The following is a 24230-nucleotide window of genomic DNA, read 5'->3' on the forward strand; positions in this document are numbered from 1 at the left end:
GTGATTGATGATGGTAAAAATCTTGTCTCGTTTCAATCCCTGATAGGGTTTTAGGCATTTTCCGGCTCATCTTTAAGCTGTTTAAATTTTGTGCCAGAGACGTTTCAATCCCTGATAGGGTTTTAGGCATTTTCCGGCCGCCGCATCTATTCCACCACCACTAGGATTTTCGCCCCGGTTTCAATCCCTGATAGGGTTTTAGGCATTTTCCGGCTTTAATGAATGCTGGATGATTGGCGATCGATCTGAAGTTTCAATCCCTGATAGGGTTTTAGGCATTTTCCGGCAAATCCGACTTAAGAATGGTTGGACTTTGAAAGAGTTTCAATCCCTGATAGGGTTTTAGGCATTTTCCGGCAGAAGGCACGAGAGGAAGAGGCAGAAGGCAGCAGTTTCAATCCCTGATAGGGTTTTAGGCATTTTCCGGCCAATTATCAAAAAGCAGTTGCTAGAAAAATTGCCACGTTTCAATCCCTGATAGGGTTTTAGGCATTTTCCGGCTCTACCGCTACCTATGCTGATATTGATTTTGTGATTGTTTCAATCCCTGATAGGGTTTTAGGCATTTTCCGGCTCAGTTCTTCGTAATATGGATTGAATAGCAATGTGAGTTTCAATCCCTGATAGGGTTTTAGGCATTTTCCGGCTAGTTAAAGGAAGAAGCGGAGCAGGTATTTTATGTTTCAATCCCTGATAGGGTTTTAGGCATTTTCCGGCTGGCAAAGTCTAGGGCTACCTGAGTGCGCGCTTCGTTTCAATCCCTGATAGGGTTTTAGGCATTTTCCGGCGATAATCCCAGAACGTGTGCCAAATTTGATTTGTTTCAATCCCTGATAGGGTTTTAGGCATTTTCCGGCCGAGCGTGGGCTGCATTGGAATGGAGCATAAGTTTCAATCCCTGATAGGGTTTTAGGCATTTTCCGGCTCAATGCCGGCTGCGGTATCTAAGCAAGAAAAGTTTCAATCCCTGATAGGGTTTTAGGCATTTTCCGGCAGGTAAGGTTTTGCTCGATAGGGGGATAAGGGGGGGTTTCAATCCCTGATAGGGTTTTAGGCATTTTCCGGCCTGTGCTTTTGGAATCGCCCTCCGTATGAGGTCTTGTTTCAATCCCTGATAGGGTTTTAGGCATTTTCCGGCTTGGCTTACACTTGGCTTACACCGTCTTACACTGGTTTCAATCCCTGATAGGGTTTTAGGCATTTTCCGGCTCTGGCAAAGACCATCTAAATCAGTACCTAAAGGGTTTCAATCCCTGATAGGGTTTTAGGCATTTTCCGGCCATATCGTCACTTCCCACAAGTTGATGAGTACCTTGTTTCAATCCCTGATAGGGTTTTAGGCATTTTCCGGCTCAGTAAATTTGAAAGGAAAATTGCCGAAGAAGTAGTTTCAATCCCTGATAGGGTTTTAGGCATTTTCCGGCGTTACACTCTAACCGCCTTATCAGAAGCGTCTTGTTTCAATCCCTGATAGGGTTTTAGGCATTTTCCGGCCCAAACCGGAATCCACAAATTTGGGTTGTTGAGATTGTTTCAATCCCTGATAGGGTTTTAGGCATTTTCCGGCGTCGGCGTGGAGATTGTCTACTTTTATGTGTAGATGTTTCAATCCCTGATAGGGTTTTAGGCATTTTCCGGCCAAGTTGTTACTACTTAATATTATCACAGGTGCGTTTCAATCCCTGATAGGGTTTTAGGCATTTTCCGGCAATATCATGCAAAACTCGTGCAGTACGCCCCAATGTTTCAATCCCTGATAGGGTTTTAGGCATTTTCCGGCGTTTAGCTGTTGACTAAGAGCTGCTATAGCAGTCGTTTCAATCCCTGATAGGGTTTTAGGCATTTTCCGGCCTATTTTTTGTTTAGTGATAGCAAAAGTGATAGCAAGTTTCAATCCCTGATAGGGTTTTAGGCATTTTCCGGCTTAAATTAATCCCTAGTAGGGTTTTACATAACATGTTTCAATCCCTGATAGGGTTTTAGGCATTTTCCGGCGATCTGGTTTGCGATCGGCAAAATCATCGGGCTTGTTTCAATCCCTGATAGGGTTTTAGGCATTTTCCGGCCTGTAACCACTTAAGCTTAAAAGGGTCATCAGGGTGAGGTTTCAATCCCTGATAGGGTTTTAGGCATTTTCCGGCACGTTTGCCCTGACTGTGATATCTCTATGACTTTGTTTCAATCCCTGATAGGGTTTTAGGCATTTTCCGGCGCGTTCGATTAATCTGGCTTGCAATTCAGTCCACGTGTTTCAATCCCTGATAGGGTTTTAGGCATTTTCCGGCCCAGAACAGGTAGCGGTACCGCTTCATTCCAAGTTTCAATCCCTGATAGGGTTTTAGGCATTTTCCGGCCTTGCTCCTACTGCGCGACCTACACGATCGACCTTGTTTCAATCCCTGATAGGGTTTTAGGCATTTTCCGCGGAATTCGCAGAGCTCAGGTAGGTCAAGGAATTGTCGGTTTCAATCCCTGATAGGGTTTTAGGCATTTTCCGGCAAAGGTGTTTTTAGATTCTCTCCCGGCTGGCTCGTTTCAATCCCTGATAGGGTTTTAGGCATTTTCCGGCCGCCCGTTCCAGAAGCCTTGCTGTATTTGGTTTTCAACGTTCATTCGCGTCTGTACTAGCAAAAATACCATTTCAGCCTCCGGCCTGTCAATAGCCTGTTTAGACTTTCCCCCTCAAACCCTTATCATACAAAGGCTTCAGCAATTGCGTCTGCCGTTTCCCCCAGGAATCGGCATCAAACCCTTACAGAAATTGGATTACAGCCGACAAAATTAACCCCTCGAATTTTACACCCAGCAACAGACGCAATTTTCCCAAAAATATAGCTCGCTCCCAAAACCCGCAGACATCCACAATTCTCTCCATAATTATAAGCTGTCGAGCAAAATAGATCAGAACCCTTAAACTTCAAACCATGACCAAAACCTTAATTCCCGTAATACTCGCCGGCGGTAAAGGTGAACGCTTCTGGCCTCTCAGCCGCAAGCAGCGCCCTAAGCAGTTTTTGAGTCTCGACGGTAGCGGTAAGAGTTTGCTGCAAGCTACAGCAGAAAGACTATTAACATTAGGTAACGGCTGGGACGATTTGTGGGTAGTAACATCGGAAATGTTGGCTGCGGGAGTCCGCGAACAGTTGCCTCTTTTACCTCCTGAGAATTTGCTAGCGGAACCGGAGGGCCGGGATACTGCGCCGGCGGTCGCCTGGACTGCTATAGAAACTGCGAAACGTTACGGTGAGGATGCGGTTGTTGGTTTTTTCCCGGCGGATCACTGGATTGGAGAACCCGATGAGTTTGTCAAGACTTTGGAGGCGGCGGCCGAGTTGGCGAGAAATCAGGATGCGATCGCCACTTTGGGAGTAAAACCGAGTTATGCTTCCACCGGCTACGGCTACATCGAACAAGGTCAGGAAATTGGCAGTTTTGCCGGTTTTCCGGCCTATCGGGTGGCCAGGTTTACCGAAAAGCCCGATCGTACAACTGCTGAAGAATTTGTAGCCAGCGGCAAGTTTAGTTGGAACGGCGGAATTTTTGTCTTTCGAGTTGGAACAGTCTTGACAGAATTGCGAAATCATGTACCGGAAATGATGGCAGCTTTGGAAGCAAAAGGCCCACAGGCTTACTCGGAATTACCTAAAATAAGCATCGATTACGCCCTGATGGAGAAGACGCAAAAAGCCTGTGTTCTGCCCGTAGGCTTTAGCTGGGACGATTTGGGAGATTGGAATGCGATCGGTCGTTTGCTGCAAGGAGACAAGCCAAATGTCGAGTTAGCAAAACACGTCGGAATTGATACCAAGGGCGGCATTTTTTATGCTGCAGATGAGAATGAAGTCATCGTAACCATTGGTTTAGAAGATGTGGTAGTTGTCAGAGATGGCAATGTGACCTTGATTGTGAAAAAGGACAGGACGCAGGAGATTAAACAGGTAATTAAAGTGTTGGGAGAAGATGAGAAATTGAAAGATTTGCTGTGAAGGTGAGATGAGGGAGCACGACACGGATTCTGCCGGCGGATACATTAACTATTCATCACTGTTTATCCAGGCATTCGTTTTGGAATCTGTGTTGTGCATTACTCTTTAATTTATTTACATAATTTCTTCTAAATTCAACACAAAACCAGGCAGTACATCTTCCCCTAATAGAGTCGCAGGATTTTCGATAATTTCAACATCTTGACCGGGTAGATAAAATTCTACCCGCCGATTTTGCCTGTCAATTAACCAACCCAATTTAGCACCGTTATCTATATATTATTGCATTTTATCTTGAAGTTTGTTCAACCCATCAGTCCGAGAACGCAACTCAACAACAAAATCAGGACACAAAGGAGCAAAACAGTCTTTTTGTTCGGGTGTTAAAGCATCCCAGCGTTGTTTTTTGACCCAAGAGGCATCAGGAGAGAGATCGACACCGTTGGGGAGCCTAAAGCCTCCAGAAGAGTCGAAGGCAACTCCTAGATTATTTTGCCGGCTCCAGGCTCGAAGTTGATACGATAGATCCATATTGCGCTTGCTAGTTTCACTGCCTGTCGGTGGCCTAATAATTAATTCCCCTGATGCTGTAGGTTCAAATTGATAATCGCGGTTGTGATGACAAAGCTGAAAAAATTGCTCGTCAGTTAAGTTGATGGATAATTCGAACGATTTGGTAGGGAATTGGATGGCAATCATGTCTCTTATACGTTATTAAACACATTGAGAATCGGGTTTGTAATAACTTACTCATTCAAGTCTCTGACACATCTTTTCAAGTCAATAAATTTAATTATAAAAATATCATGTCTGCTTTGACTGTATCTTACTATGAAGAACAATGCCACGGCCAAAGACCGATCGCCCCCACACCCCAAAATTCGTGAAGCAAAGCTATCCCGTAGGGAATCGCACCCTTTCGCCCAAGTTATTCCCCAAGACACTGGTCAGCCCGGTCAACAGCGCTATCCTAGTAGTTAGATAGCCCTTAAACCCGATCGACCCGGAGGCCCCTTGTTTAGCCTAGTTCAAAACACTTCTCGCAAAGGAGAAATTCTAGAGGTCGTCTTCCGCAACGGTTGGGACTACATGAAAAGCCTCCTAACCGGCCGCAAAACCGACGCACCCAGTCTCCCAACTCCAGCAGTTCTCCGCAATATCCTCGTCGAATTAGGCCCAGTATTTGTCAAATTGGGTCAATTGCTGAGCACCCGTCCCGACCTTTTACCCGCCACCTACATCGAAACCCTCTCCACGCTACAAGCGGAAGTACCACCCGTACCGTGGTCGGAAGTAGAAGCCATCGTCCGAATGGAACTCACAAAATCTCTCGAAGATACCTTCGCTAAATTTAACACTCAGGCGATCGCCGCAGGTTCCATCGCCCAAACCCACAAAGCTACTTTGAAAGACGGCCGCGAAGTCGCCCTCAAAGTTCAGCGTCCCGGTATTGAGATTGTCATCGAACAAGACATCGCCGTACTCCGAGGTTTAGCAGAACTTGTCATGCTCACAGACTTCGGCCAACAATACGATATTGTCGCCTTAGCAGAAGAATTTGCGATCGCCCTGCGTGCAGAATTAGATTTCATTCAAGAAGCCAACTACACCGACGAACTGCGCCGCAATTTATCTAAAAGTAAATGGTTTGACCCCACACAAGTTGTCCTACCAGAAATTAACTGGGAGTTAACCACAAAAAAACTCTTAGTAATGGAGTGGCTGAACGGAGTCCCGATTTTGTTAGGCGATTTGCAAGGAATTCGCCACAAAGGAGATATAAATGCCGAACGCGAAGAAATTACAACCCTGCTTTGCCGCGTTTTCTTCCAGCAGTTGTACATCGACGGATTCTTTCACGCAGACCCGCATCCCGGCAATTTATTTTATCTCAAAGACGGCCGGATAGCTTTGCTGGACTGCGGTATGGTCGGCAGGTTAGACCCGCGCACTCAGCAAAATTTGACCGAAATGTTGCTGTCAATTGTCGATTTAGACGCTCAGCGCTGCGCTCAATTAACTTTGGAAATGGCTGAATTTGCTCAGCCGAAAAGTTTAGCAAATCTCGAGAACGATTTGGCTCGAATGCTCCGCAAGTATTACAATGTGAGCTTGTCGCAAATGAACTTGTCGGAAATTTTTTATGAAGTCCTGGAAATTACCCGCAAAAATAAAATTCGGCTGCCCAGCAATCTCGGTTTGTATGCAAAAACTCTAGCGAATTTGGAAGGACTAGCGCGCTCTTTTAATCCCCGATTTAATATTGTAGAGCAGGTCAAACCGCTGATGACCGATATGTTTCGGCGTCAGTTATTAGGAGATGACCCAATCCAAGCTCTTTTAAGAACGGCCCTGGATCTGAAAAGCTTATCTTTGCAATCTCCGCGACAGGTGGAAGTGCTTTTAGACCGGGTTACTTCGGAAACTTTGAAGTGGAACTTGACATTAAAAGAACTCGACCCGCTACGCCGCACTCTAGGGGATTCTGCGAACCGACTTTCTTTTAGTATTGTCGTGGGTTCGCTGATTATAGGGGCAGCAATTATTTCTTCTAACGCACAAACGTCTCAGCTATCTTTTCTGAGCACGGGTTTGTTTGGGGCGGCGAGTTTTTTGGGTTTTTGGTTAATTATTAGTATTATGCGATCCGGGCGTTTGCGGAGTTAATTGTCAAGTAGAAATGGGGAAAATCAGGAGATATATAGCCTTGCTCAATTTTCGTCAGGTACACGGGCGACAAATTCCAAATCCAATCGCCATTCGCAGAAAGACATAGAAATTATCTGCGTTAATCTGTATTTATCTGCCTTAATCTGCGGTTTTCCTATCTACCGCACCGTTGCCGAGAAAGGCTATAGCATCCTCAACTGTTAACCAATATCTCTGACTTCAGATAGGCGATCGCCCGCAGCAGCTAAGTCTAAGCTAGAAATTGTTCCATAAACCTAATTGAGGGAAAAAAGATGAGTAGCGGTCACGCCAGCCATAAAGGTTCTTCCACAAAACCCAATACCAACACTAACGGTCAAATTACATCCCCTGATGACCAACCCGCTGACCCGCTAAATCAAGAAACATCCGGTTATCCGTTCCATAACGAAGCAAAGGAAAATCCTGTAGCCACCGCGCGGCCACACGAAGAGGCTGATTCTCGCGAAGAACAGCAATAGTTATATCGATTAAATTGTCATCGATATGCTATCTGCGAGGCGGTTCGTTAGATGTTTGATAAAAATCCGGTTTGTACTAATTACACCTTGCACTTCCAGAGTCCGCCAGCGATTTCAATCTCTGCCGGGCTCTTTAGGCAGGTTCAGTAGCACCTAAAAACTTCAAGACTAAAAACTCAAGCCCTTACGAAAAACCTATTTAACATAAAATTAAAGTTAGGGATGATTGCTAAATGAGCGGGATGAACCAAGTAGTGGAACAGGAAAAATTGCCGGAATTGGGATTAGTCTGTATTACAACATCCGATGCAGTGCGCTTTCGCACTGTCACCCGGAAGCGACTTTTACAGCTTTCGGAAACTGAACAAGAAAGAGTATTGCGCGAACTTTATGCAGACAACTTAAAACGGCTTGACAAAGCGATCGACTTCTGTTCTGCTAATCAGATTAAGCTCTACCGCATGACTTCTGCACTGTTCCCTTTTGCAGATACAGATTTGGGGGAAGCAGTGCTACACTGCATGACTGAGGAATTGCGGAATACCGGCGATCGCGCTCTTTCTTTGGGCATCCGTTTGGTACTCCACCCCGATCAATTTGTCGTCCTTAGTTCCGACAAGGTTTCTGTGGTTGAAAACAGCATTAAAATTCTCGCCACTCATGCTTTAATTTTAGATATGTTGGGACAGCCCCGATCGCCCCAGGCACTGATGAACATTCACGGCGGCAAGAGCGATCGCACTTCGCAGCTCAAATCAGTCATCCGCGATTTACCCGAATCAATTCGATCGCGCTTAACCTTTGAAAATGACGAATACGCTTACAGTTCCTCGGAAATTTTAGAAGTTTGTCTCGATACCGGCGTACCAATGGTTTTTGACGCGCACCACCACGTCATTCACGAACATTTAGAAACTTACGACGATCCGAGTGTGGCCGAAATGCTCGCAGCAGCCCGCACAACTTGGTCTGTTCCTGAATGGCAATTAGTACACATATCAAATGGCAGAGAATTTTTTGCCGACCCGCGCCACAGCGATGTAATTACAGAAATGCCTAATTGTTATTATCAAGCTCCTTGGATTGAAGTAGAAGCTAAATTCAAAGAATTAGCTATTGAAAAGTTGCGCGCCGAATGGTTGTCTGTGAATGTTCCACAATTTAGCAATGTCTCGTAGCGTGGGGTTTTACCAACAATAATTCCCTAAAACCAATCATCTCGAAAAGCCGCCCCCACCCAACTGTAAATCCACAGAACAGGCAAGATGCCTGTTCCACAAAGAAGGAATTTTCTTGTGGAGTGTCCCGCCCGCCCGGTTGAGTCCGACAATCCGATAGGGGTTAAAAACCCCTGTCTCATAGCTAAGGTCCTCTAAAAGAGGGCTAAAATAGATAGATATTGAGATCGTATTTGCAGTCGGTTTTAACCGAATTGAGCTTTGAGGCAGGGGTTTAAACCCCTGCCTGACTGTCGATAACCAGACCAATACTGGACTGCAGGAATTAATAGAAAACCGCGTTAATACCAACTATAAATTATGTGCGGACGATACACTTTAACTACTTCAGGTCAAATCATCGCCGAATTCTTCAAACTGTCGGAAGTTCCCGACATCAAACCGCGATACAATATCGCCCCAACTCAATCAGTTGCCACAGTAACAGTTTCTCAAAAGCAAATGCAGCGACAGTTTCAATTTATGCGCTGGGGTTTGATTCCAAGTTGGGCAAAAGACATGAAAATGGGCAGCAAGATGATCAATGCGCGATCGGAAACAGTAGCCGAAAAACCTGCTTTTCGCAGCGCCATCAAGCACAGGCGATGTTTGATAGTCGCTGACGGTTTCTACGAATGGCAACAGCAGGGAAAGAACAAACAGCCTTACTATTTTCAAAAGGCAGACGGCGAACCTTTTGCTTTTGCCGGTTTGTGGGAAAATTGGGAATCTCCTGAAAAAGAAAACATTGTATCTTGCAGTATAATTACTACCGAGGCTAACGAAACAGTGCAGCCGATGCACGATCGAATGCCCGTGATTCTCCCCGACAGCGATTGGGAACAGTGGCTAGATCCTGCTGTTAAAAATGCTCAGGAAGTTTTGCCCCTGTTAAAGCCGTATGCTTCCGAAGCCATGAAAGCAAAGGCGGTAAGTGCGATCGTCAACAGTCCAAGTAGAGACACTCCCGAATGTATTAGCGATCGGGAATAAATCATTGGATCGGACAAAACCGAGATAGTTTGAGTTATGATCTAAAATGATGTTTGAGCTGTAGCTTTAGTTGGCTAAGGATCAGTTTAACTCAGTTGTTATTGGCTCAAGCATTTTTTTAATCTTAACATCAGTTAGAAGACAAAAAATATGATCGGATACGTTACACTCGGTACCAACGATATTGAAAGTGCAGCCAAGTTTTATGATGCTTTGCTTGCTGAAATTGGCGCTCGACGATTCATGGAATTCGACGGATTTATCGCATGGAGCGTTTCTCCAGATCGACCAGCACTTGCTATTACAAAACCCTTTGATGGTAACACAGCAACTGTTGGCAATGGAGTAATGATAGCTCTTCAAGCTGACACTCCAGAAAAAGTCAACTTAGTTTATAACAAAGCGATCGAACTTGGGGCTAAGGATGAAGGAGCGGCGGGGCCAAGAGGCGTGTTGCCGGGGTTTTATGCGGGATATTTTCGCGATCTTGACGGGAATAAGCTGAACGTGTTTTGTATGACTGAGCCAAACACTTAAGATTTTTATTTTTCGTGAGGCTCCCATAAAAAAAGCTCTTTCCGATCGTTAGTTATTAGTTATCAATCCATAAATAAGAGTTGATAACTAATAACTAATAACTAAGGACTAAATTAACTGTCGTATATCCGCGCTTCAGCCGCCTCGGGATTTTCCTCGCAATACTCGTCAAAAGCCGTTTTTTCAAGCTTCATCGATCGCTGGTGAGAAGCCTCAGCCTGCATTTCCTCTACAATATCCCACGCTACCGCGCACTCTCTAGAAGTAGCGCCTTTCTCGGCACAGATAGTTCTGGCATCCGCGATTGCCTGTTCGATTTGTTCCTCAAATAAAATACTCTTGGGCTTTTCAAGAAAATCGCTTTTTGTCAAGATATCCGTGACCGAAATAATGCCTACTAGCTCGTCCTTAATCACCGGCGCCCGACGGATGCGGGTATTCGCGAACAATCTAGCCACATATTCCACGCCCAAGTCAGGATTCACCGTGATGCACGGTTTGGTCATAATCTCGAAGACGCGGACTTTTTTCGGGTCTACTCCGTAGGCTGCTACTTTATAGACAATATCCGTTTCCGTGACAATGCCATATGCGTCTTGTTCGTGGCGACGTTCCACAATTAAAGCGCGCAAACACAAATCATTCATCATCGCCACTGCTTCAGCTACAGTTGCTGAACCGCGAATGGTAACAACTTCTGTGGTCATAATATCTTGGGCTTTCATCATCATTTTTTATTGCTTCCTGCTTATAAAGTCTAGTGCGTCCCGATTGGCGGCTGTCCATGTGATTCGTCATCATTAGGACTTACCCTCAGAAACCCGGTTTGTACCAAAATATTGGGTTTAGTAACGATAAATCCGGTTAGCAACCGGGTTTCTGAGAAATCGTGCGATCGCAAACTAATCATAAAACCTTTAACGGCATTCGGGATGACAAGTTGCCTGAAATAACCGCTCGCTGCCCCGGAACCTCTGGAGTCCGGGATTTAGGGATCAGACGGGGCTAGCGTGCGATCCTCCAAACAAGAGTGAAGTATTGGGGCGATCGATCTTTGAGCTTGTTGGGATCAGATTTTCCAGCCGCAGTCTCAAAGAAGCAAAAGTTAACACAAACTAAGCCACTGCTTGCGCTCGCACAGATCCCCGCCTCTGATAAACTTGATTGCTGGGAGTGCAAAAGAGCACAAGGCACGCATCAGCAGTTGAGAGGATCTAGTTCGTGGACAATGTAATCGGTTTAGAGATTATCGAAGTAGTTGAGCAGGCAGCCATCGCCTCCGCTCGCTTGATGGGCAAAGGCGAGAAAGACGAAGCCGACAGAGTGGCTGTAGAAGCCATGCGGGAGCGCATGAACAAAATTCATATGCGCGGTCGCATCGTGATCGGCGAAGGCGAGCGCGATGACGCACCAATGCTTTACATCGGTGAACAAGTAGGTATTTGTACCCGCGAAGATGCCAAAGATGTCTGCAACATAGATGAATTGATCGAAATTGACATCGCTGTTGACCCCTGCGAAGGTACTAACCTGGTCGCTTACGGTCAAAACGGTTCCATGGCAGTTTTGGCAATCTCTGAAAAAGGTGGTTTGTTTGCGGCACCGGATTTCTACATGAACAAATTGGCTGCTCCTGCGGCTGCTAAGAATCATGTAGATATTCGCAAAACGCCGACTCAAAACCTCAAAATTATCTCTGATTGTCTCGGCCGCAGTATTGAAGATTTGGTGGTGGTGGTCATGGATCGCCCCCGACACAAAGATTTAATTAATGAAATTCGGCAAGCGGGTGCAAGAGTTCGGTTGATCAGCGACGGCGACGTTTCGGCAGCGATTTCTTGCGCGTTTTCTGGTTCCAACATCCACGCACTTATGGGTATTGGCGCAGCACCGGAAGGTGTGATTTCCGCAGCAGCAATGCGCTGCTTGGGCGGTCACTTCCAAGGGCAGTTAATTTACGATCCCGCAGTTGTAAAAACTGGTTTGATCGGTGAAAGCAAAGAGAGCAATATCGCTCGACTTAAAGAGATGGGCATCACAGACCCAGACAAGATTTACAATGCTGAAGAGTTGGCATCTGGAGAAACAGTTCTGTTTGCAGCTTGCGGGATTACTCCCGGAACGCTGATGGATGGAGTTCGCTTCTTTGGCGGTGGCGCTCGCACTGAAAGTTTGGTAATTTCTTCTCAGTCGAAAACTGCTCGGTTTGTGGATACAATCCATATGTTTGACCAGCCGAAATCTTTGCAATTGAATTAGTGATTAGTTAGTGGTTAACAGTTAAATGTTAACAATTAACAGTTAACTGTTAACAGTCACCTATGATTAGCAATTAGCGATAAACTAAGAACTAATAACAGGTGACTGTTAACAACTAAGAAAGAAATAGTGACAAATCACAGATATGAATATTGCAGTCGTAGGTCTCAGCCACAAAACAGCGCCGGTAGAAGTTCGCGAAAAACTAAGCATTCCAGAACAGAAAGTTGAAGCGGCGATCGCCCAATTGCGCGGCTACCCGCACATTCAAGAGGTTGCCATCCTCAGCACTTGCAACCGCTTAGAGATTTATATTGTTACCAGCGAGTCGGAGCCTGGTGTACGAGAGGTTATTCAGTTCCTTTCAGAATGCAGTAAAGTTCCTTTGCAGTCTTTGCGTCCTCACCTGTTTATTTTGCTGCACGAAGATGCGGTGATGCACTTGATGCGAGTGGCTTCTGGTCTCGACAGTTTGGTGCTCGGAGAAGGACAAATTTTGGCTCAGGTGAAACAAACTCACAAACTCGCCCAGCAGTACAAAGGTGTAGGCAGAATTTTAGAGCGCTTGTTCAAGCAAGCTCTCACAGCAGGGAAACGAGTTCGCACCGAAACTAGCATCGGTACCGGTGCAGTTTCGATTAGTTCGGCGGCAGCAGAATTGGCTCACATGAAGGGTCAGCATTTAGCAAGCAGCAAAATTGCGATTATCGGTGCTGGCAAAATGTCGCGGCTTTTGGTACAGCATTTGCTCTCAAAAGGAGCTAGCCATATTTCGATCGTTAATCGCTCTGTGCGGGGCGCCTTGGAGTTGGCCAGTCAGTTTAAAGATGCTGAATTGCACCTGTATCAGCTCTCGGAAATGATGCAAATAATTGCCAGTTCTGACTTGGTTTTTACCAGTACCGCAGCTACGGAGCCACTGTTAAATAAAGCTAAATTGGAATCGGTTTTAGACCCGAATCGCCCTTTGATGTTGGTGGATATTTCTGTGCCGCGCAACATTGACTCGGATGCGAATGAACTCGCTAATGTGCGATCGTTTAATGTGGACGACTTGAAAGCAGTGGTAGCTCAAAATCACGAAAGCCGCCGCAAAATGGCAATGGAAGCTCAGGGCTTGCTCGAACAGGAAGTAGAGGCTTTCGATCTCTGGTGGCGCAGTCTGGAAACTGTTCCTACTATTAGCTGTTTGCGGGATAAGATAGAATTGATTCGGGAACAAGAGTTAGAAAAAGCTTTATCGCGTCTGGGTTCGGAATTTTCGGAGAAACATCAAGATGTGATTGAATCTTTAACAAGGGGGATTGTGAATAAGATTTTGCACGATCCGATGGTACAGTTACGCGCTCAGCAGGATATTGAGGCGCGGCGGCAAGCGATGCAAACTTTGCAAACACTGTTTAATTTGGATGTGGATGTCAATCAGCAGTACAGCTAGCTGGAGTTTTTTCGATTCAATTTTCGATTCACATTCGGTTAATTAGACGTTATATGTGTAGGGACTTAGGCATTTGTCCATTGCTGTCAACTTAGCACTCAACTCTCAGTCAGACAGGGTTTCAATCGCTGATTCCAAGCTCAAGTCCTATTGGATAGGATTGAAGAACTGATTAGTTAATTACTCTTCATGCCGAGGACTTTAGCTATTAGCCGAGGACTTACGTCTAAGAGTGATATTTCGGGTTAAGTTGACAGCTATGGGCAATGCACTGTCCCTACTTCTAGCTCATTGTTATGACTTTAAGAAGGCGAATTTATCAATTAATTTTATGGATTGTAGGATTGTGCCTGGTTTTTGAATTGGCATCCCGCATGGCGGCAGAAATTCTGTGGTTTCAAGAAGTTGGATATCTTCAGGTTTTTTTGTTAAAGCTGAAAACTCAAGGGTTGCTGGGGACGATCGCAATTGCTGTTTCTTCTGTCTTTTTGCTCGGAAATTTGGCTTTAGCCCGCCGCCTGCAACATCCCGCAGCAGAAATGAAATCGCCTGTTGGGGGGGCGCTATTCGCTTCACAGAAGGCGAACAACACGGGGAAGAATACCGGGAAGAATTACAAATTACCTGTTGCTAAATCCCAAATTACTTTTTCCTGGCTGCTGTTGACGGTATTGGGATTGAGTTCGATCGCAACTTTGACAGTAATTCACTGCGGGCTGTTAGCTGCAAGCAGTATCGCCTATTTCGGTATAGCTGACAATTTACCTATACCGCCCGTGCACTTGGGAATTGAGTCAATGCAGCATGGGGCGGTGCAGCTATTTTCTCATTGGTGGCAGTTGGGCTTGCTGCTGGGGACAATTTTAGCTGTAGCAATTAAGCCTGATTTTTGCCTGCGGGCGATCGCCCTTTTTCTTAGTTTGGTGATCGGATTTATTGCGGTCAGTTACTGGACAAATGTTTTGCAATATTTTAACCCTACTAATTTTAACACAACCGACCCTATTTTTAATCAAAATATTGGTTTTTATGTATTTATTTTGCCAATCTTAGATTTGCTAGGATTCGGGCTGATAGTTGTATGTTTGTACAGTTTAGTATCTTGTGCTTTAACATATTTGCTGTCAGGAAATAGCCTGAGTCAAGGGATATTTTTGGGGTTTTCTCGATCGCAGCAGCGGCACTTGTACGGGTTGGGTGCAGCTTTAATGCTAGCTGTCGCATTCCGCTACTGGCTGGGGCGCTACGCATTGCTGTATGCGCGGGGAGACGTTAGTTACGGGGCGAATTATGCTGACGTGACTGTGCGGCTGCCCTGTTATGAATTTTTGAGTATTTTAGCGGGGGCGATCGCACTTTTGATGCTGTGCCAGGTTTACCCCTTCAAAACAAAAAATGAACTCATAAAAAAAATTATTTTAGCGTGGATAACTTTAAGTTTCTTGGGAACTTTCCTGCTGCCAACAATTGTGCAGCAACTCCTAGTTAAACCCAACGAACTAGCACGAGAAAAGCCCTACATCCAGCGCAGCATTGCCTTTAGTCAAGAAGCCTTTGACCTCAAAGAAATCGAAATAAAAACCTTCGATCCCGCCGGCAAACTCACTTATGCCGACTTAGAAAAAAATAAACTTACTATTAGCAACATCCGGTTGTGGGACAAGCTGCCGCTGCTGCAAACCAATCGACAGTTACAGCAAATCAGGCCCTATTATACCTTTCCTGATGCAGATATCGAGCGCTACACAATCAAAAATGAAAAAGCAAAAAAGGGAGATTCTGAAAGCCAACAAGTGTTTCTAGCAGCGCGGGAATTAGATTACACAGCAGTTGCTCCCGAAGCTCAAACTTGGGTGAACAAGCACTTGGTGTACACTCACGGTTATGGCTTTACTCTTTCTCCGGTAAATACAGTCGGTGTCGGCGGTTTACCCGATTATTTTGTCAAAGATATTGGAGTTGCAGCCCAGCAAGGAGAGACTGCTTTGGAAATAACCAGCGATCGAATTCGGGCCAGTATTCCGATCGGCTACCCGCGAATTTACTACGGCGAAATAACCGATACAGACGCCATGACGCCCACAAAAGTCAAAGAGTTTGATTATCCTAGCGGCGAAGAAAATGTTTACAATACTTACAACGGTAGGGGCGGAATTGCGATCGGTTCTATGTGGCGGCGCTGGATTTTTGCTAATTATCTCAAAAATTGGCAAATGGCGCTGACGAGCAATTTTACGCCAGAGACTAAATTGCTATACCGAAGAAATATTAATAAAAGAGTCCGGGCGATCGCTCCTTTTTTGCGCTACGATTCCGACCCGTATTTAGTAGTAGCCAACGCCAATCTTAGCAATGATGATATAGAAAAAGAAAGAGAGGGAAATGGCCACAAGATTAAACCTTCACCCTTGGCGACTGATAAATATCCCAACTATCTTTACTGGATTATCGATGCCTATACAGCGAGCGATCGCTATCCGTATTCCGATCCGGGCAATCATGAATTTAACTACATCCGTAACTCCGTCAAAGTAGTGATTGATGCCTACAACGGGTCTGTTGACTTCTACGTTGCCTATCCCTCCGATCCGATTATTAACAGTTGGATTGCTATCTTTCCCGGACTCTTCAAACCCCTTGACAAAATGCCTCCCGCTCTCCGAAAACATATCCGATATCCAGTAGATTTGTTCAACATTCAATCAGAACGCTTGCTAACTTATCATATGGAAGACCCGCAAGTATTTTACAATCGGGAGGATTTGTGGCGAGTTCCCAATGAAATTTATGGCAGCGAACAGCAGCCCGTAGCACCGTATTATTTGATTACAAAACTGCCAACGGAAACAACAGAAGAATTTATTTTGCTCCTCCCATTTACACCAGTAAGTCGCAATAATTTAATTGCTTGGATTGCAGGGCGATCGGATGGTAGCGAGTACGGAAAATTGCTGCTGTATTTATTTCCCAAACAGCGATTAGTTTACGGCCCGGAACAAATAGAAGCTTTAATTAACCAAGATCCCGTTATTTCCGAACAAATATCTCTCTGGAATCGCCAGGGTTCCAAAGCACTTCAAGGAAACTTATTAGTAATTCCCATTGAACAATCTTTACTGTATGTGGAACCTCTTTACTTAGAAGCCGAACGCAATAGTTTGCCAACTTTAATCAGAGTTATTGCTGCCTACGAAAACCGCATCGTCATGGCAGAAAATCTTGAATTGGCACTCAAGGCACTTTTTAAGCAACAATCTACTAATAAACCAGTCATTATCCGACCTCTAGAAGGAACAGCACCAGCTTTAAATAGTGAATGATATCAATTCGGGTTGCACTCATCATGATTGTTGACTATTGACTGTTGACTCTGGGTTAAAAAACTGAATCGGTGAGTGTTAAGTGTTGACTCAATTTTATTATTCCGATGCCAGCGGGAACGATATAAATTACTGCGATTTCTGTTCGCTAGCAGCCTTAATATCCTGCCACCACACATCGACATAGGGCCAGATCAATCTCTCGTCTCCTCCAGCATCTAGTTTCACTGTCACCTCATAACGGTTAATATGCGTGAGTTCGCCTGTTTTGCCATTCAAATACAATTGTTTGGGATTGTCGGTGATAATTTCTACCCTTTGATTCAACAGTGGCAGCATCTGGGTAGAAGAACCCTGAAACGGATTTTTGCCTTTGATCGCATAGCCACCAATCAAAAACAAGTACATTGAAGCTATAAAAAATACTGTACATAAACCCACAGTTACCAGTGTTTTTTGTTGTGAAAAACTGGTATAAACGCTCGTATATCCTACGATCATAGTTCCAAAAAACAACAAATTTGGCAGGTACAGCCCATCTTCCAGAAACACGCTACCAAAAAACATGAGGGCTATCTGAAAACCAAATAATGCAGCCACCCAACTCCAGCCAGTTAGCAACGATGCAGATAGTAGCCAATTCATGGCTAGAGTAAGGGCGATCGCCATTGCTATTGCCCCAAGTGGTGCTGCATAATCGTACTGTCTGAAGGGAAGAAGAACAAAAAATACTAAAGCATAAGCAAAACCCGCCAAAGCTAGTGCTAATCCACTAATTATTTCGTTCCTGTTCAGCATTGTCAAAAGAGTTGCATTGTCAATCACTTAGGGTCGATCGACTTAACAAATTGTTGCACGGGCTGTGGTAGAGCCGGCACAAAAGTCTTTCTAAAACCCCTAACATCGAACACTCGCCACAAAATACCTACCGCTACCGTCAAGAAAAATAACGCTCCCAAAAAATTGAACGCACTCGACAGAAAACCGCTGTCCCTTTTTTTCGGAGGTGTAATATGTTTCATGCGATATACAGCCGGCTCGTAATCTCTCGACTCCTCGCGACTGCGCCGCGGCGTTTTGGGCCGCGAATTCGCACTGCGCTTCTCAGTCAAACCCGTTTTATGAGTTTTAGTAAAACTGCTGGCCGACTTCAATTCAGAACCGCCGCGGGTTCCCGTTAACTTGCTAACAGAAGCCCCCGTTTGACCAACAGCAGCATCCTGAATTCTGCTGTTAGGGCGCTGAGTCGATTTGCGTTCGGCGAGGGTACGCATCAAACTTTGCAATTGCTGAGTCGCCGCCGGCGGGCGTTCTCCTTTCCTCGCCCAATTTAACAGCATCGCCCCGGTAATCCCGCAGAGATTCGTAGCGCCTACAGAAGCCAGGCGCTTCAGCAGAGGCTGGCTGTTGGACACAAAAATCACCAATGCCTCCGGGTGTTCGGTCGCCAAACCGTAAACGCACTGAGCCGTCGCCACTACCAGCATTGCTGGCTTGCTTTGATTTTTGATCGAAGGTTCGAGAGCTCGGTGTGTTTCCTGAGCGTCAGTTGCAATCCAGCCACTGTCGGCAAAAAATCGCATAAACTCTCTAGCTACTTGCTCTTGCTCTTTTTCCACCGCTTGCCCGGTCAGACGATCTATTTCGTCGTACACTACTTCCGGGATATAGCAAGTTCCCACCTTGGCATATTCTTGCCACACTTGGGTTCTGCCAGTCATTAAAACATCTGCATCAAAAGTTACCAATACAGGAGGAAGTTGATTAGCCATGACTTTATCCTATAGGCTCAGATAAGTTATTTAAACTTAATCGATCAAGTTTAAACAAATTTTGGGATATAAAAAAATCAACTTTTGGTAGTAGATAAATTGCCCTGGGCGGCGGTCTTAATTGGAAATTAGTAGTTAGAAACCCGATCGCCCTTCATTTCCCCAGTTCGATCTGTCAATTCCTAGATTCCACTAATTTACCGCAACCCAAGAGCCTATTACCAAAGATGCCAGACTACTGTTAGTTCCCGATGCCCAGACGGCCCGCCAAAGCCGGAGTCAACGGCAACAGGGCAGCAATCATCAAGAACAAAGCTAGCAAACCCAAAGCCGCGCGAGCGTCGTCAGGCTCAGTCAGCTCGTTGAGGCTTGGCCGTTCCAGATTCCGCTGTAAAATCAGAATCACTATCGCCCAATACAGGGCCAAAGGATTAACTAAAGAAGCGATTGCCAGCACCACAAACGTCGCCAAAGTAGCGCGGCTTGCTATTTTCCGACCGTAGATGGCTTGCACAATTCTACCCCCGTCCAACTGTCCCGCCGGCATTAAATTAATTGCCGTTATTACCAAGCCCAACCAACCGATAACTACCAGCGGGTGAACGTCAACAATCTGCTGCTGCAACCCCGAACCCAAAACCACTTTTGCCAAAGTTCCCACCAAAACCGATCCCTTAAAAAATTCTGCGGGAATTTGAAACAAACTGCCGGGGTGAGACAGCAGCAAACCCGTTACCAGCATTAGCAGAGAAACTATTCCCCCAGCGGCTGACCCGGCAAAAGCGATGTCAAACAAAACTTTACGGTTGGGCAGCAGCGACTCAAAACGGTCGATCGCTCCAAAACAACCTATCTGCAAAGTTGGTATAAAAAACGGCCAACTCAAGCGAACCTTGTACCGATTCGCCAGCACTCGGCGAGCAATTTCGCCAGAGCCTAAAACCGCCCAAATTCCGACTGCAATTGGCAGAACTTCTAGATATCTAGCCGGCGAGTTAAAGAAATCGAAACCTAGCAGCAAACCGCCTGTCTCTAAGCTAGTAGCAATTGTTGCCAGCAGCAGCACGACGGCTAGGATTTTTTGAGACACGGTTGTTGGCTGCGGGTCGTTGGTGCTGGGCAAGATAATAACTACCGGCTTATCGTCCTGATTTTCTACTAAAAATAGGCGGTAGCGATCGTTTAATCTTTCTTCCAAACTTGCCGTTAAACGTGAGTGTACTTGTTCTGGGTCTCCCCGGAGATTGCCTTTCAAGATTACCCCATCTTGATAGGGAATCGTTTCTGTGGCAAAGAAAGTATCAATTCCAAATATGCCTTTAATTGCCTTGAGGTCTTCCACTGGAACGGGAATTATTTCTGATTCATTATTCGCAGGCGACGACGTGACGATCTTAATGGTTTCTTTGGCAGGTGTCGCCTGCGAGTCAGGGGCCGAGAAAGCATCGCTTTGGGACTTTACCTCAGCAGTATCCGGGCGCGGGAGAACTGTATCGGATGCAGCCTTACGCAATTGCCGGCCCAGATAAATGTACAATCCCGTGGAGACCACGAGCAGCAACAATACCGCAACTAGATTGAGGTAAATTCCGGCGGCGAACAAACCAAAGAACAACAGCCAGGGACTCATCAGCGCAACAGACTGCAACCAAGCCAAAATTCCCAGTTTGCCAAAAGGTCTGGCGCGATAAAATCCCCAACCCAGAATTCCCAGGGCAACCAATACGAGCGCAATTGTTGCCGTATTTTCCGATGCAACTATAGGCATTCCGGTTGCTTGCGCCAATAAGGGCTTTAATCTGTCGATCGCGCTGCGGTCGAGTAATAGCATTAAATTTTGGGGAATATGAAAGAGAGTTGTTGGGAACATATCCAAACCTATCGGAAACTAGCCTGATTACTAAGGATAACCTCTGAGGGCTACTCGGCCCACAACCTGCTGCTGGTGCTGTTTGAACATCACAGGATATAGACTATTGACACAATAGACTTTTTATGATATCAAATCGGCTGTGTCAAGAATGTACTCAGAAGGGTACCAGTGTCGATCGCCCGGAAGCAGGAAGATTCGCCCAGTTTGGCGGGCGGGGCTTTTTTAAGGATTTTCGGATTCAGGCATCGGAAACAAATCCCAAGCACAGAAGATCTCAGCCGCTCTTTCCTTGGCGGTATAAAAGTGCTGAAACCCTTGATATCATTAATTTTGTGTAACGGGTACGGCAGGACTTGAACCTGCGGCTCGCTGCTTAGAAGGCAGCTACTCTATCCAACTGAGTTACGCACCCAACTCAAAAATTCCTAACAACATTATTGTATAGGTGCAGTGTGCGATCGAGCAAGTAAATTATGTGATGACTTACGCAGAAACCGCTTTGATCTACAAAAATCTGGCGTGCAGCGGGATGGTTCGGGAAAAAAACCAAGGTTATGAGAGTTTCTGTGCCTCCAAGACTGTATCTGATAAAAACTGGAGGGACTCACCTGCAAACAGCACAATTATAAATTTACAATCAAAACTAGGTAGGACGAGAACTCGGGTAAAGTATTTAGAGGTCGAGGTAAAACCCAAATATTTGGTCGAGTGCATCTCTCCCCAAATTAAGACCCAGCTCAGACTGGACAAGAGTCACAGGTGCTTTTTCCCAGATTTCTATTGGTTATGTTAACATCCCCTAGTGACAAAGCCTAAAACGCTGACCGCCTTAGCGAAAAACCAGAGATCATCCCCTAATCTTAGGTATGAGTTGAGACAGAATGACTAATTGGCTGATGTTTAGTTATGTTTGCTAACATTCTCCTCGACTTGATATTTAATAAAAATGTGGTAGAACTAGATTGAAAGACTCAGGTGAAAATCCCTGATGGTACGGAGCCTCTCTATAAGCTTCCTCTACGGCATCAAAGCAAAACAGTCAATCGACCGCTCGGCACGAGCGCGAAAATCAAGCGTTGCCAGTACAGCAGTTGTAAATTGTGGGCGGGGGATTTTCCTTCGTGCATTGATTGATACGCCAAGGTTGAGAGACAATCTCAGCTTAGATACTTGTTAGCATTGGTTAGCAAAAAAGTATCGGAACGCTTGAGGAGAGAACCATCTCTGGGTGATCGGGAGCAATCCTGCTAATTTAAGTGGACTCGCTGAATCAAGAATCCCCTCGCCTTTAGGCATGGGGATTGTCAAAAGCACAGCACCTCGGCCATGACAGGAGTCAAATCGCAGTGTCATGTTTATTCTGAAACGGCAGGATGTTGAAATAACCAATTTTCAACACCCAAAACGGGATCAACAAATTCCCATTCTCAATTATCAGGGGCAGACTTTTCGCCTAATCAGCGCCTTCAACGGCAAGCAAGCAGAAGACGCCAGAGCCTTGTGGCGGGACTTAACCGACAACCGAGGCAAAGCCTGTGTTCTGCTAGAAGAGCCGGATCGATATAGCGTCTGGGGAAAAGTCCGTTTAGATCAGCTTGCCGGTGAAGAACCGACAGGTAATGAAGCAGCCAAAGCACCGCTGTTCGCGCAGGGTTGTCTGCTGCTTCTCCAAGCTGTTTACTTCGATGTAGAAGACCTCTTAGGCGCAAGGCAAGCCACATCGTTTCAGAAAGATATCGCCAAGGTATTTCAGCAGGGAAACTTCCCCCAGGCAGACTCCCCTGATGCGATCAAAAATTGGCTAACCGTTAGTCCCTTGCAAAATCACAAGGTGCCTGCTTGGCAAGAGCAACATCTCAAAACTTTATTGCAAGAACTCCACCGTTTGGGGAAATCATATTTTGGCAATACGGACTTCGCTGAGGGAGTCAGCGATGTGCTGCAAGATATGCCAGGCCCGGATCGGACTCAGTTTCTAGATTGGCTGAAACAATCAGCCCTCAACAAATTGTGGATCATAGGATAGAAAATCTTTGACAATTGCTCAGACAATTGGACTGAGATAATTTAGCTTAGATAATTGCACTGTAGGGGGTAGGGGATATACAGGTTGGGTTGCCAACTTGTATTGACCAACCAAATTGTTGATTCGGTTTGGATGCCACCTATGGTCTGGCAATTTAACTAAGTTTCGATCGCAGTCCCCACCCCGAATTATTGATATGAGTGGGGGAGTGTGAAAGCAAAAAAATCGATACCTCAACCTTTGAGGTTAGAACTTCAGAGATAGATTGGGTACTGTAAAAACCTTAAGGGTGGAGACATCTACCGTATTTCTATCATTAATATTTCCGGGTACAAGATCGACTAACGACTAATTTATTGAATTAGTAAATAGATATTATTCTTGCTTAGTCTTTCTAGAGTGTACGAGGATCCAAGTCCAGACTACACACTGAGGACGCCAGTTATTCCGGAAGCGTCAGAGCAAGGTTTTTTGGCGAAAGAATCCTCATCTACAATCAAAGATTGAGATGGGGTGCGTTCAACCGCTAGTTAGGTCTCGTGGAATCCCTATGAGTAGCACTTCAGAAAAGTCATCTACATCTTCATCTTTACTGTCAGCTCAGACGCTAGTGATTGCAGGCATTGTCTGGGCTGTAATGGCGCTGCTGTTCTTTTTGCTGTTCAGCGTCCCCCTCTCAGCAGAAGAGGGTTTACCTCTTTGGTACTCGATCGGCACTTATATTTTTGAATGTGGAGCATATTTCGGGGCGGCTTTAGTCTGTTTTAGAAACTGGCAAAGCCCCCACATGGTCAGTGGGCGCAACGTCTGGCTGGGCATAGGTCTGGGGATGCTGTTCTATTTCATAGCCGGCGTGCTGTTCGGGATTTGGGAACTCTATTTCGGGTTAGATCCGGACGTGTCTCCCGCAGATGCGTTTTATCTGGGCAGCTATGTAGTCCTGATCGGGGGCATGGTTGTAGCTGTGACTTCCAAGCGACTGAATCTAGAAATTTGGCAGTGGGGTTTGTTAGCGGGAATTGCAGCCTTCGGGATTGCGGTAGCTATCTGGGTTGCTGCACCTGACTCTTGGAGGGCCCAGCTAGGAATGGCTCCGGCAGCCACTCAAGAAGAAGTAGTGACATCTGCACCAGCAACCGCTGCCACAGAAAGAGCGCCGGGTTTGGAAAATTCGTCCAAGATACAGGCAAAAGGAGCAACAGCGACCGATCCTGCATCCGCACTCCAGGAAGAAGAAGCAGCAGCAGAAATCAAAGCTCCGGCATGGGTGATGGCACTTGACAAGCAACTGGCGCCTCACAAAAACGCAATAAATTTGTTTTACATCGTTGGGGACGTTTTTCTGCTGATTATTGCTACGGCACTGCTCCTGGCATTTTGGGGAGGACGTTTTTCCCAATCTTGGAGAATGATTGCGGCTGCAACTTTTTCGCTTTACATCGCAGATATGTACTTTAAATGGCGCGATACTCAGGCTGAGGGTAGTTATCAAAGCGGCAGTTTGCTGGAAGTCTTTTTTGTTTTCAGCGCCATCCTGTTCGGAATTGGAGCTATCTTGGAACATGACATCTCAACCCGTTCTCGCCAGAGCAGGCGCACTCGTCGCGCAGCGTAGGGATTGGAGATTGGGGTTGCTTTG

General features: G+C 45.7%; 16 protein-coding genes, 1 tRNA gene, 1 pseudogene and 1 CRISPR repeat array (1 of these 19 running past the window's edge). Of the genes and pseudogenes, 12 read left to right on the forward strand and 6 right to left on the reverse strand.

Annotated elements, in window-relative coordinates; genetic code table 11:
• Window positions 1-2569: a CRISPR direct-repeat array (repeat unit 37 nt; unit sequence GTTTCAATCCCTGATAGGGTTTTAGGCATTTTCCGGC) (it extends 4149 nt beyond the left edge of the window).
• Window positions 2570-2924: 355 nt separating this feature from the next.
• Window positions 2925-3986, forward strand: a complete 1062-nt coding sequence (locus QUA27_RS01865; protein WP_333065987.1) for a mannose-1-phosphate guanylyltransferase — start codon at window positions 2925-2927, stop codon at window positions 3984-3986.
• A 114-nt stretch (window positions 3987-4100) separates the two neighbouring features.
• Here QUA27_RS01865 and QUA27_RS01870 read toward each other — a convergent pair.
• A pseudogene (locus tag QUA27_RS01870) lies at window positions 4101-4685 on the reverse strand (Uma2 family endonuclease).
• A 315-nt stretch (window positions 4686-5000) separates the two neighbouring features.
• Here QUA27_RS01870 and QUA27_RS01875 point away from each other — a divergent pair.
• The 5 genes from QUA27_RS01875 to QUA27_RS01895 all read left to right on the forward strand — a co-directional run bounded on the left by QUA27_RS01875 (window position 5001) and on the right by QUA27_RS01895 (window position 9903).
• Complete coding sequence (locus QUA27_RS01875) at window positions 5001-6653, forward strand: ABC1 kinase family protein (protein ID WP_333065988.1); 1653 nt, start codon at window positions 5001-5003, stop codon at window positions 6651-6653.
• A 296-nt stretch (window positions 6654-6949) separates the two neighbouring features.
• On the forward strand, window positions 6950-7156 hold the full coding sequence (locus QUA27_RS01880; RefSeq protein WP_333065990.1) for a hypothetical protein: 207 nt from the start codon (window positions 6950-6952) through the stop codon (window positions 7154-7156).
• 242 nt (window positions 7157-7398) lie between these two features.
• On the forward strand, window positions 7399-8334 hold the full coding sequence (gene uvsE, locus QUA27_RS01885; protein ID WP_333065991.1) for a UV DNA damage repair endonuclease UvsE: 936 nt from the start codon (window positions 7399-7401) through the stop codon (window positions 8332-8334).
• Window positions 8335-8694: 360 nt separating this feature from the next.
• Window positions 8695-9366 (forward strand): SOS response-associated peptidase, encoded by a 672-nt coding sequence (locus QUA27_RS01890; RefSeq protein WP_333065992.1) that lies wholly within the window; start codon window positions 8695-8697, stop codon window positions 9364-9366.
• A 150-nt stretch (window positions 9367-9516) separates the two neighbouring features.
• Window positions 9517-9903 (forward strand): VOC family protein, encoded by a 387-nt coding sequence (locus QUA27_RS01895; protein ID WP_333065994.1) that lies wholly within the window; start codon window positions 9517-9519, stop codon window positions 9901-9903.
• Between the two features lie 113 nt (window positions 9904-10016).
• Here the strand turns inward: QUA27_RS01895 and QUA27_RS01900 are convergent, their stop codons facing one another.
• Entirely contained in the window at window positions 10017-10634 is a 618-nt protein-coding gene (locus QUA27_RS01900) for a CP12 domain-containing protein (RefSeq protein WP_333065995.1), read from the reverse strand.
• A gap of 490 nt (window positions 10635-11124) precedes the next feature.
• Between QUA27_RS01900 and glpX the strand changes: the two genes are divergently transcribed.
• The 3 genes from glpX (at window position 11125) to QUA27_RS01915 (ending at window position 16920) form a co-directional block, all read left to right on the forward strand.
• On the forward strand, window positions 11125-12162 hold the full coding sequence (gene glpX, locus QUA27_RS01905; RefSeq protein ID WP_333065996.1) for a class II fructose-bisphosphatase: 1038 nt from the start codon (window positions 11125-11127) through the stop codon (window positions 12160-12162).
• A gap of 145 nt (window positions 12163-12307) precedes the next feature.
• Complete coding sequence (locus QUA27_RS01910; protein WP_333065998.1) at window positions 12308-13600, forward strand: glutamyl-tRNA reductase; 1293 nt, start codon at window positions 12308-12310, stop codon at window positions 13598-13600.
• 296 nt (window positions 13601-13896) lie between these two features.
• Window positions 13897-16920 carry a UPF0182 family protein gene (locus QUA27_RS01915; RefSeq protein WP_333066000.1) on the forward strand — a complete coding sequence of 1008 codons (3024 nt, stop codon included), beginning with the start codon at window positions 13897-13899 and terminating at the stop codon, window positions 16918-16920.
• A gap of 129 nt (window positions 16921-17049) precedes the next feature.
• Here the strand turns inward: QUA27_RS01915 and QUA27_RS01920 are convergent, their stop codons facing one another.
• The 3 genes from QUA27_RS01920 to QUA27_RS01930 form a co-directional block, all read right to left on the reverse strand.
• On the reverse strand, window positions 17050-17718 hold the full coding sequence (locus tag QUA27_RS01920; RefSeq protein ID WP_333066002.1) for a hypothetical protein: 669 nt from the start codon (window positions 17716-17718) through the stop codon (window positions 17050-17052).
• Between the two features lie 23 nt (window positions 17719-17741).
• Entirely contained in the window at window positions 17742-18692 is a 951-nt protein-coding gene (locus QUA27_RS01925) for a PIN domain-containing protein (protein WP_333066004.1), read from the reverse strand.
• 241 nt (window positions 18693-18933) lie between these two features.
• Window positions 18934-20562: a site-2 protease family protein gene (locus tag QUA27_RS01930; protein WP_333066006.1), complete on the reverse strand. Its 1629-nt coding sequence runs from the start codon at window positions 20560-20562 to the stop codon at window positions 18934-18936.
• Window positions 20563-20687: 125 nt separating this feature from the next.
• Here QUA27_RS01930 and QUA27_RS01935 point away from each other — a divergent pair, with 125 nt between their 5' ends.
• Window positions 20688-20903, forward strand: a complete 216-nt coding sequence (locus QUA27_RS01935) for a hypothetical protein (protein WP_333066007.1) — start codon at window positions 20688-20690, stop codon at window positions 20901-20903.
• Here the strand turns inward: QUA27_RS01935 and QUA27_RS01940 are convergent.
• Window positions 20904-20977 (reverse strand) — tRNA-Arg (locus QUA27_RS01940). It lies immediately after the preceding gene.
• A gap of 939 nt (window positions 20978-21916) precedes the next feature.
• On the opposite strand from QUA27_RS01940, the gene QUA27_RS01945 reads away from it, so the two are divergent.
• The gene (locus QUA27_RS01945) at window positions 21917-22591 is read left to right on the forward strand and encodes an Npun_F0813 family protein (RefSeq protein ID WP_333066009.1); all 675 of its coding nucleotides are present in this window, start codon (window positions 21917-21919) and stop codon (window positions 22589-22591) included.
• Window positions 22592-23141: 550 nt separating this feature from the next.
• A complete protein-coding gene (locus QUA27_RS01950; RefSeq protein ID WP_333066011.1) occupies window positions 23142-24206 on the forward strand; it encodes a hypothetical protein in 1065 nt (354 codons plus the stop codon).
• Window positions 24207-24230: the final 24 nt, after the last annotated feature.

This window comes from Microcoleus harperi Pol14_C6, assembly GCF_036701295.1.
In the GTDB taxonomy this organism is placed as follows: domain Bacteria; phylum Cyanobacteriota; class Cyanobacteriia; order Cyanobacteriales; family Microcoleaceae; genus Microcoleus.

Excerpts from the sequence above, each read along its gene's own strand:
- QUA27_RS01945 (WP_333066009.1), top strand. The coding sequence starts at position 21,917 with ATGTTTATTCTGAAACGGCAGGATGTTGAAATAACCAATTTTCAACAC.
- QUA27_RS01880 (WP_333065990.1), top strand. The coding sequence starts at position 6,950 with ATGAGTAGCGGTCACGCCAGCCATAAAGGTTCTTCCACAAAACCCAAT.
- QUA27_RS01925 (WP_333066004.1), bottom strand. The coding sequence starts at position 18,692 with ATGGCTAATCAACTTCCTCCTGTATTGGTAACTTTTGATGCAGATGTT.
- QUA27_RS01930 (WP_333066006.1), bottom strand. The coding sequence starts at position 20,562 with ATGTTCCCAACAACTCTCTTTCATATTCCCCAAAATTTAATGCTATTA.
- QUA27_RS01890 (WP_333065992.1), top strand. The coding sequence starts at position 8,695 with ATGTGCGGACGATACACTTTAACTACTTCAGGTCAAATCATCGCCGAA.
- QUA27_RS01910 (WP_333065998.1), top strand. The coding sequence starts at position 12,308 with ATGAATATTGCAGTCGTAGGTCTCAGCCACAAAACAGCGCCGGTAGAA.
- QUA27_RS01900 (WP_333065995.1), bottom strand. The coding sequence starts at position 10,634 with ATGATGATGAAAGCCCAAGATATTATGACCACAGAAGTTGTTACCATT.
- QUA27_RS01950 (WP_333066011.1), top strand. The coding sequence starts at position 23,142 with ATGAGTAGCACTTCAGAAAAGTCATCTACATCTTCATCTTTACTGTCA.
- QUA27_RS01935 (WP_333066007.1), top strand. The coding sequence starts at position 20,688 with ATGATATCAAATCGGCTGTGTCAAGAATGTACTCAGAAGGGTACCAGT.
- uvsE (WP_333065991.1), top strand. The coding sequence starts at position 7,399 with ATGAACCAAGTAGTGGAACAGGAAAAATTGCCGGAATTGGGATTAGTC.
- QUA27_RS01915 (WP_333066000.1), top strand. The coding sequence starts at position 13,897 with ATGACTTTAAGAAGGCGAATTTATCAATTAATTTTATGGATTGTAGGA.
- QUA27_RS01895 (WP_333065994.1), top strand. The coding sequence starts at position 9,517 with ATGATCGGATACGTTACACTCGGTACCAACGATATTGAAAGTGCAGCC.
- QUA27_RS01865 (WP_333065987.1), top strand. The coding sequence starts at position 2,925 with ATGACCAAAACCTTAATTCCCGTAATACTCGCCGGCGGTAAAGGTGAA.
- QUA27_RS01920 (WP_333066002.1), bottom strand. The coding sequence starts at position 17,718 with ATGCTGAACAGGAACGAAATAATTAGTGGATTAGCACTAGCTTTGGCG.